Here is a 6,483-nt window from a genome sequence, read left to right as displayed (position 1 = left end):
GGCATCAACGGCGGCAGTTCCTTGTTCAGCTTCATTTTCTCTTTCACCGCGTCACCGGTGAGGGCGTAGCCCTGCAGGCTGCCGTCCTTGCCACGGAACAGGGCCTGGACGTTGTTGCCGTCTTCCTGGATTTCCCACTCGCCGTTTTCTGGATCCGCCGGCGGGCAGACCACCACCGGGCAAGCCGGGGTCTTGATGGTGACCGGCATCACGCCGTAGCTCACCGCGGTGGTGTCGCCGGCCAGGGTCTTGGCCAGGGCACGGGCGGACGCCATCAGCGGCAGTACATAGGGCAGCACATGGCCCTGTACCTCGGCGCAGTCGCCCAGGGCGTAGATGTCGTCAGCGCTGGTCTGCAGGGTCTTGTCGGTGATAATGCCACGATTGATCGCCAGGCCAGCTTCCTTGGCCAGAGCAATGCGCGGGCGCAGGCCGATGGCGGACAGCACCACGTCGGATTCGATGCGGGTGCCGTCGGATAGCACGGTGACCAGCTGGTTATTGTCACCGTGGTTCACCGCCTGGGCCAGGGGGCCGAAGTGGAAGGTCACGCCCAGATCCGCCAGGCCACGGCCGACGGCGGCGGAGGCCGGCTCCGGCAGCAGCAGCGGCAGGCAGCGCCCCTGGGGTTCCACCAGGGTCACCTCATAGCCACCGTTGGACAGGTCGTTGGCGAACTCGCAGCCGATCAGACCCCCACCCAGGATGGTGACCTTCTTGGCGCCCTTCAGGGCGGTGCGGAATTTGCCGTAATCCATCAGGTCGTTGACGGAGAACACATCGCCCACGGCATCGCCTTCCAGCGGCGGGGTCCAGGTATCGGCACCCAGCGCCAGCACCAGCTTGCTGTAGTCCAGGTGATCATCCGGCAGCAGCACACGCTTGCCGGAAGGATCGATTTCCGCCACGTGCACGTCGGTGCGCACTTCTACATTGAACTGCTCGGCAACCTTTTCCGGGGTGGCCATGCACAGGTCATCAGCGGTCTTTTCCTTGGTGAAACCGGCGGACAGCATGGGCTTGGAGTAGTTACGGCCGTCGTCGCTGGTGAGCATGACGATGGGCGTTTCCTTGTCCAGCTTGCGGAATTCCTTGACGGTATTGAAGCCGGCAAGGCCGGAACCGATGATGACGATAGGTTGCATGAACAGTCCTTAATTAATCAGTAAACGGGCAGAGTGACCGTGTCAGTGGTTCAGATTTCCACCATTTCGAAGTCGTCCTTGCCCACGCCGCAGTCCGGGCAGACCCAGTCTTCGGGCACATCATCCCAGGCGGTACCGGGGGCAATACCCTCATCGGGCAGACCTTCGGCTTCGTCATAGATGAAACCGCACACTACGCATTCCCACTTCTTCATCGTGAACCTCGTCGAATTGGAGTAAGCACTTGCTTACTCTGCTACATACAGGGTGTTTCTCGGGGGGCGATAACCTATCGGCGCACGCCCGAAAAATCAATGACATTGGGCACTGGCACGCCCTGGCGCCGGGGTCCATCGACCAGGCCCAGCGCCATTATCGCTTGCAGGCAAGCGCCTACACACCGGCTGACCACTGACTTGCCCTGAGTCACCGCTTGCGCCATAGTCCTGCGGCCTGCGATGTTGAGAGACCCATGCTGCCTGCCGCCCTGCATCCTGACAGCCTTTGGCGCCCGCTGGAACAGTTGGTGCTACCGCCCCGTGTCCGTGACTGGATGGCGGATCCGGCGTCCCTGACCCTGCGCCTGAGGCGCCACGGCCAGTTCCGGGTGGAGCCCGGCTACCACGCCATCAGCTTTCCCCGAGCCGACGAACGGCAATTGCTGGACCTGGCCCCCCGCCGGGCGGCGCTGATCCGCGAAGTCACTTTGCTGCTGGACGACACCCCGGTGGTCGCCGCCCGCAGCGTCCTGCCCCTGACCAGCCTGAGCGGCGCCAATCGCTCTCTGGGCCACATGGGCAGTCGCTCCCTGGGGCTGGAACTCTACAAACGCCCCACCTGCCTGCGCGACCAGGTCTGGGCCCGCCTGGCAAGCCCTGCAGAAGGCATGCCAGTTTGCTGGGGACGCCAGTCCCGCTTCATCAAACGCGGCGAGCCACTGCTGGTAGCGGAATACTTCCTGCCAGCGCTGTGGGAGAAGACGGACGCTCCCTCCCTGTAGCAGCGCCTCTCGAGGCGCGAACCAGCCTTGCAGCGATGCAAGCGGCGAGTCGCGGGGCCGACCCCATGGACAGGACGTTGCTTTTTACCCCTCGCCCCTCGCAACTCGGACCGGGGTTGTTCGCGCCTCAAGAGGCGCTCCTACAGTCGCCACCTTGAACCGCCGGGGATTCCTCCCGACAATAACCCCGCCCCTGACAACCGGATGTCCCATGTTTGCCTTCGTTGAACAGCGCTACCCGTCTTTCTGGCCCTATATACAGCTGATGCGGCTGGATCGCCCCATCGGCACCCTGCTGCTGCTGTGGCCCACCCTGTGGGCGGTGTGGATTGCCGGGAACGGCACCCCGAGCCTGAAGACCGTGGTGATCTTCATTCTCGGCGTGATCATCATGCGTGCTGCCGGCTGCGTGATTAACGATTTTGCCGACCGGGATTTCGATGGCGATGTGGAGCGCACCAAGGGGCGCCCGCTGGCCACCGGCGCCATCAGCGCCAAGAAAGCGCTGGCACTGTTCTGCGGGCTGGGGCTGCTGGCCTTTGTGCTGGTGCTGTTCCTCAATGAGCTGACCTTCTGGCTGTCATTCGGCGGCCTGGGGCTGGCGGTGCTGTATCCCTTCACCAAACGCTTCACTTTTATGCCGCAATTGTTCCTGGGCGCCGCCTTCAGCTGGGCCATCCCCATGGCTTTTGCCGCCGAAACCGGCGCGGTGCCGGAAATTGCCTGGCTGCTGTACGTGGCCAACCTGGTATGGACCGTGGCCTACGACACCGAATACGCCATGTGTGACCGGGAAGACGACCTGAAGCTGGGCATCAAGAGCACCGCCATCCTGTTCGGCGATGCGGACCGCTTGATGATCGCCATCCTCCAGGGGCTGACTCTGTTGGCCCTGATCATGGTGGGGCAACGGCTGGACTTTTCCTGGCCCTGGTACCTGGGTCTGGCCGGCATGTCCCTGAGTTTCCTGTTCCAGCACAGCCTGATCCGTTACCGGGAACGCTGGCCCAGCTTCCACGCTTTTCTGAACAATCACTGGGCCGGGGCGTGTGTGTTTATCGGGTTGTATTTCCAGTACTTCTGAGTGGCAAGTTACAAGTTGAAAGTTTCAAGGCGCGGATGGACGTGTAGCCACACGGAGGGCCCGGTGGCCGCGATTTCAGGTGTGGGCTGATTTTCAAGATGTTGCGGCGCGGCTCTGGAATTTTCGTTTAGCACCGATTCTGGATCGCGCCTTGCAACTTGAAACTTTCAACTTGCAACTCCCCCTCTTGCTTTTCCCGCAAAATCCGCCCAACTTGTCATACACATGTCACAAAAAAGCAATCTAATAGGGCAACATAGATAGACAGGCAAGGAAGGAAAGCCATGTCCCGTAACCGTATTTTGATTGTTGACGACGAGCCCGCCATTCGGGAAATGGTGGCCGTTGCCCTGGAGCTGGCCGATTTTGATGTGCTGGAGGCGGAAAACGCCCAGCGAGGCCACGAAATTATTGTCGATGAACGCCCGGATCTGGTGTTGCTGGACTGGATGCTGCCGTCTGTCACCGGTATCGAGCTGGCCCGCCGCCTCAAGCGTGATGAGACCACCAACGAAATCCCCATCATCATGCTCACCGCCAAGAGCGAAGAGGACAACAAGATCCAGGGCCTGGATGTGGGTGCCGACGACTACATTACCAAGCCGTTTTCCACTCGCGAGCTGATCTCCCGCATCAAGGCGGTGTTGCGCCGAGCCTCCAGTACGGCGGCGGACAAGGCCATCGAGGTGGAAGGCCTGTGCCTGGACCCGGTAAGCCACCGCATCAGCGCCGACGATGAGCCGGTAGACATGGGGCCTACGGAATACAGGCTGCTGGAATTTTTCATGAGCCACCAGGAACGGGCCTACTCACGGACCCAGCTGCTGGATCAGGTGTGGGGCGCCAATGTCTATGTGGAAGATCGCACCATTGATGTGCATATCCGCCGCCTCCGCAAGGCCCTGGCCCCCTTTGGCTACGATCGCTTTATCCAGACGGTACGCGGCACCGGCTACCGTTTTTCGGTAAAATCCGCCAAGGCGGGCTGAACCGGTTCGGCGTGCACAGCGCATTGCGCTGCGCAGGGAGAGGTGGTGCAATGCGGGTCGGTTATTGCACCCTACGGTAGCCGCAACGGGGCGGTGGAAGCGAGATCATGAAAGCCAGTCTGGCCAAGGAAGTAAATCGTATAGTCGGCCTGATCCTGCTGTCCGTGGTGGCAGCGCTGGCGGTGGGCCACATCTGGCCGCTGATAGTGGGTCTGCTGGGCTATATCATCTGGAGCACCCGGCAACTGTTTGGCCTGTACAGCTGGCTGGTCCGCGATGACCATACCGAGCCCCCGGACAGCATCGGCCTGTGGGGGGAGTTCTACACCCGCCTGGAACACCTTTTTCAGAAAGAACGTCGCGCCCAGGAAAATCTGCAGGGCATCATTCACCGTGCCCAGCAATCGGTGAATGCTCTGGAAGACGTGGTCATCCTGATCGACCAGCACGGCTACCTGGAATACTGGAACCAGGCCGCGGAACGCTACATGGGGTTCAATGCCCGCCAGGATCTGGGCCAACCGCTGACCAACCTGGTCCGCCACCCGAAATTCACCGAATACCTCAGCCAGGGAGATTTCCGCGACGCCCTGGAGATTCCCTCACCGGTGGATGACAACCGCATCCTGCAATTTCGCGTGACCGAGTTCGGCGTGGGCGAACAGCTGATGATGGCCCGTGACGTGACCCGGCTCCATCACCTGGAACAGATGCGCAAGGATTTCGTGGCCAACGTAAGCCACGAACTGAAAACCCCGCTGACCGTACTCAAGGGCTACCTGGAAACCCTGCTGGACACGGTACCGGAGGAACAGTCCCGACTGCGCCGTGCCCTCGCCCAGATGGACAACCAGTCCAACCGCATGGAGGCCCTGGTCTCGGATCTGCTGTTGCTGGCCCGGCTGGAAGGCACCGACGCGGACAACCTGAGCCAGGCGGTGCCGGTCCATGGCATGCTCAAGCGCATGCGCGAGAATGCCATGGCGATCAGCGCCGACAAGGGCCACAGCATCGAGCTGGAGGTACCCGAAGAAGCCCGCCTGATTGCCAACCCGGCGGAACTGGAAAGCGCCTTCGGCAACCTGATCACCAATGCGGTCAAGTACACCCCCGCTGGCGGCCAGATCCACATCCGCTGGTGGCAGGATGAGCGTGGCGCGCACCTGGCGGTGAGCGACAACGGCGTCGGCATCGACCCGGCCCACATCCCGCGCCTCACCGAACGCTTCTACCGCCCGGACAATAGCCGCGTCACCGAAACCGGCGGCACCGGCCTGGGTCTGGCCATCGTCAAACACGTGATGATCCGCCACAACGGCAAACTTGAAATCAAGAGCGAACTGGGCAAGGGCAGCGTGTTCACCTGCCACTTCCCGGTGGATCGGCTGGTGAGTAAACCCACGGCAGTGGCGGGATGAGTGATACTTTTAAATACCCCGCCGTAGGAGCGTCGCTGGCGGCGCGATAACGAACCTTGAAGACTGGAATTCCACCACAGAGGGCACAGAGTTCACCGAGGAAAAGATGGGTTTCTTCTCTGTGTTCTTTGTGCCCTCTGTGGTGGAAATGCTTTTGATCTAGGTTTGCCATCGCGCCGCCAGCGACGCTCCTACGGCGCAGGGATCAGGTGAATATCTATGAAAAGAATCTGCGTCTATTGCGGCTCCAGCCCCGGTGAGGGAAGCGACTATATTGAAGCCGCCGAAGGACTCGCCCAGGAACTGGTTCAGCGTAACCTCGGGCTGGTCTATGGTGGAGCCAGCGTGGGCGTCATGGGCGCCATCGCCAATGCGGTCATGCAGCGGGGCGGTGAAGTCATCGGCATTATTCCCGATGCGTTAATACGCAAGGAAATCGGCAACGACCACCTCACCGAACTGCGGGTGGTGAGCTCCATGCACGAGCGCAAAGCGGCCATGGCCGATTGCTCTGACGGCTTTATCGCCTTGCCCGGCGGCATGGGCACGCTGGAAGAAATTTTTGAAATTCTGACCTGGGCGCAACTGGGCTTTCACCACAAACCTTGCGCCCTGCTGAACATCAACGGCTATTACGACCACCTGATCACTTTCCTCGACCATGCCGTCAGCCAGGGCTTTCTTCGCCAGGAGCACAGAGGCCTGCTTCAGGTTCACGACACCCCGACAGCGCTGCTAGACAGCTTCGCGGATTATCAGGCGCCGGATGTCACCAAATGGATTCGTCGCGAAGAGCAGCTTTGAGTTTTCTACAAGGTTTGCAATGGTGCAGTTCGCCTTAGGCTCA

7 protein-coding genes are annotated in these 6,483 nt (G+C 61.1%); 5 read left to right on the top strand and 2 right to left on the bottom strand.

Features of this window, described 5'->3' with window-relative positions; translation table 11 throughout:
• Together HUJ17_RS16775 and rd are read right to left on the bottom strand one after the other, a co-directional pair.
• Nucleotides 1-1,145, bottom strand: a 1,145-nt coding sequence (locus HUJ17_RS16775) for an FAD-dependent oxidoreductase (RefSeq protein ID WP_290511770.1), incomplete at its 3' end; no start/stop codon positions are given.
• A 50-nt stretch (nt 1,146-1,195) separates the two neighbouring features.
• Nucleotides 1,196-1,360 (bottom strand): rubredoxin, encoded by a 165-nt coding sequence (gene rd / locus HUJ17_RS16770; protein ID WP_035245853.1) that lies wholly within the window; start codon nt 1,358-1,360, stop codon nt 1,196-1,198.
• A 257-nt stretch (nt 1,361-1,617) separates the two neighbouring features.
• Here rd and HUJ17_RS16765 point away from each other — a divergent pair, with 257 nt between their 5' ends.
• From HUJ17_RS16765 to HUJ17_RS16745, 5 genes are all read left to right on the top strand, one after another.
• A complete protein-coding gene (locus tag HUJ17_RS16765; protein WP_290511769.1) occupies nt 1,618-2,145 on the top strand; it encodes a chorismate lyase in 528 nt (175 codons plus the stop codon).
• A 211-nt stretch (nt 2,146-2,356) separates the two neighbouring features.
• Nucleotides 2,357-3,229: a 4-hydroxybenzoate octaprenyltransferase gene (gene ubiA / locus HUJ17_RS16760; RefSeq protein ID WP_290511768.1), complete on the top strand. Its 873-nt coding sequence runs from the start codon at nt 2,357-2,359 to the stop codon at nt 3,227-3,229.
• 284 nt (nt 3,230-3,513) lie between these two features.
• On the top strand, nt 3,514-4,218 hold the full coding sequence (phoB, locus tag HUJ17_RS16755) for a phosphate regulon transcriptional regulator PhoB (RefSeq protein ID WP_290511767.1): 705 nt from the start codon (nt 3,514-3,516) through the stop codon (nt 4,216-4,218).
• A 107-nt stretch (nt 4,219-4,325) separates the two neighbouring features.
• Nucleotides 4,326-5,636, top strand: a complete 1,311-nt coding sequence (gene phoR / locus HUJ17_RS16750) for a phosphate regulon sensor histidine kinase PhoR (RefSeq protein WP_290511766.1) — start codon at nt 4,326-4,328, stop codon at nt 5,634-5,636.
• A 219-nt stretch (nt 5,637-5,855) separates the two neighbouring features.
• Nucleotides 5,856-6,440 (top strand): TIGR00730 family Rossman fold protein, encoded by a 585-nt coding sequence (locus tag HUJ17_RS16745; RefSeq protein WP_290511765.1) that lies wholly within the window; start codon nt 5,856-5,858, stop codon nt 6,438-6,440.
• Nucleotides 6,441-6,483: the final 43 nt, after the last annotated feature.

It is taken from the genome of Alcanivorax sp. (genome assembly GCF_014762765.1).
Taxonomy (GTDB): domain Bacteria; phylum Pseudomonadota; class Gammaproteobacteria; order Pseudomonadales; family Alcanivoracaceae; genus Alcanivorax.
Note: the sequence above shows the minus strand (reverse complement) of the source record. Positions and strands in the feature narration are given on the sequence as shown.

What these genes read in the sequence shown, in the direction of transcription:
- phoB (WP_290511767.1), top strand. Translation starts at nt 3,514, where the DNA reads ATGTCCCGTAACCGTATTTTGATTGTTGACGACGAGCCCGCCATTCGG.
- HUJ17_RS16745 (WP_290511765.1), top strand. Translation starts at nt 5,856, where the DNA reads ATGAAAAGAATCTGCGTCTATTGCGGCTCCAGCCCCGGTGAGGGAAGC.
- ubiA (WP_290511768.1), top strand. Translation starts at nt 2,357, where the DNA reads ATGTTTGCCTTCGTTGAACAGCGCTACCCGTCTTTCTGGCCCTATATA.
- rd (WP_035245853.1), bottom strand. Translation starts at nt 1,360, where the DNA reads ATGAAGAAGTGGGAATGCGTAGTGTGCGGTTTCATCTATGACGAAGCC.
- HUJ17_RS16765 (WP_290511769.1), top strand. Translation starts at nt 1,618, where the DNA reads ATGCTGCCTGCCGCCCTGCATCCTGACAGCCTTTGGCGCCCGCTGGAA.
- phoR (WP_290511766.1), top strand. Translation starts at nt 4,326, where the DNA reads ATGAAAGCCAGTCTGGCCAAGGAAGTAAATCGTATAGTCGGCCTGATC.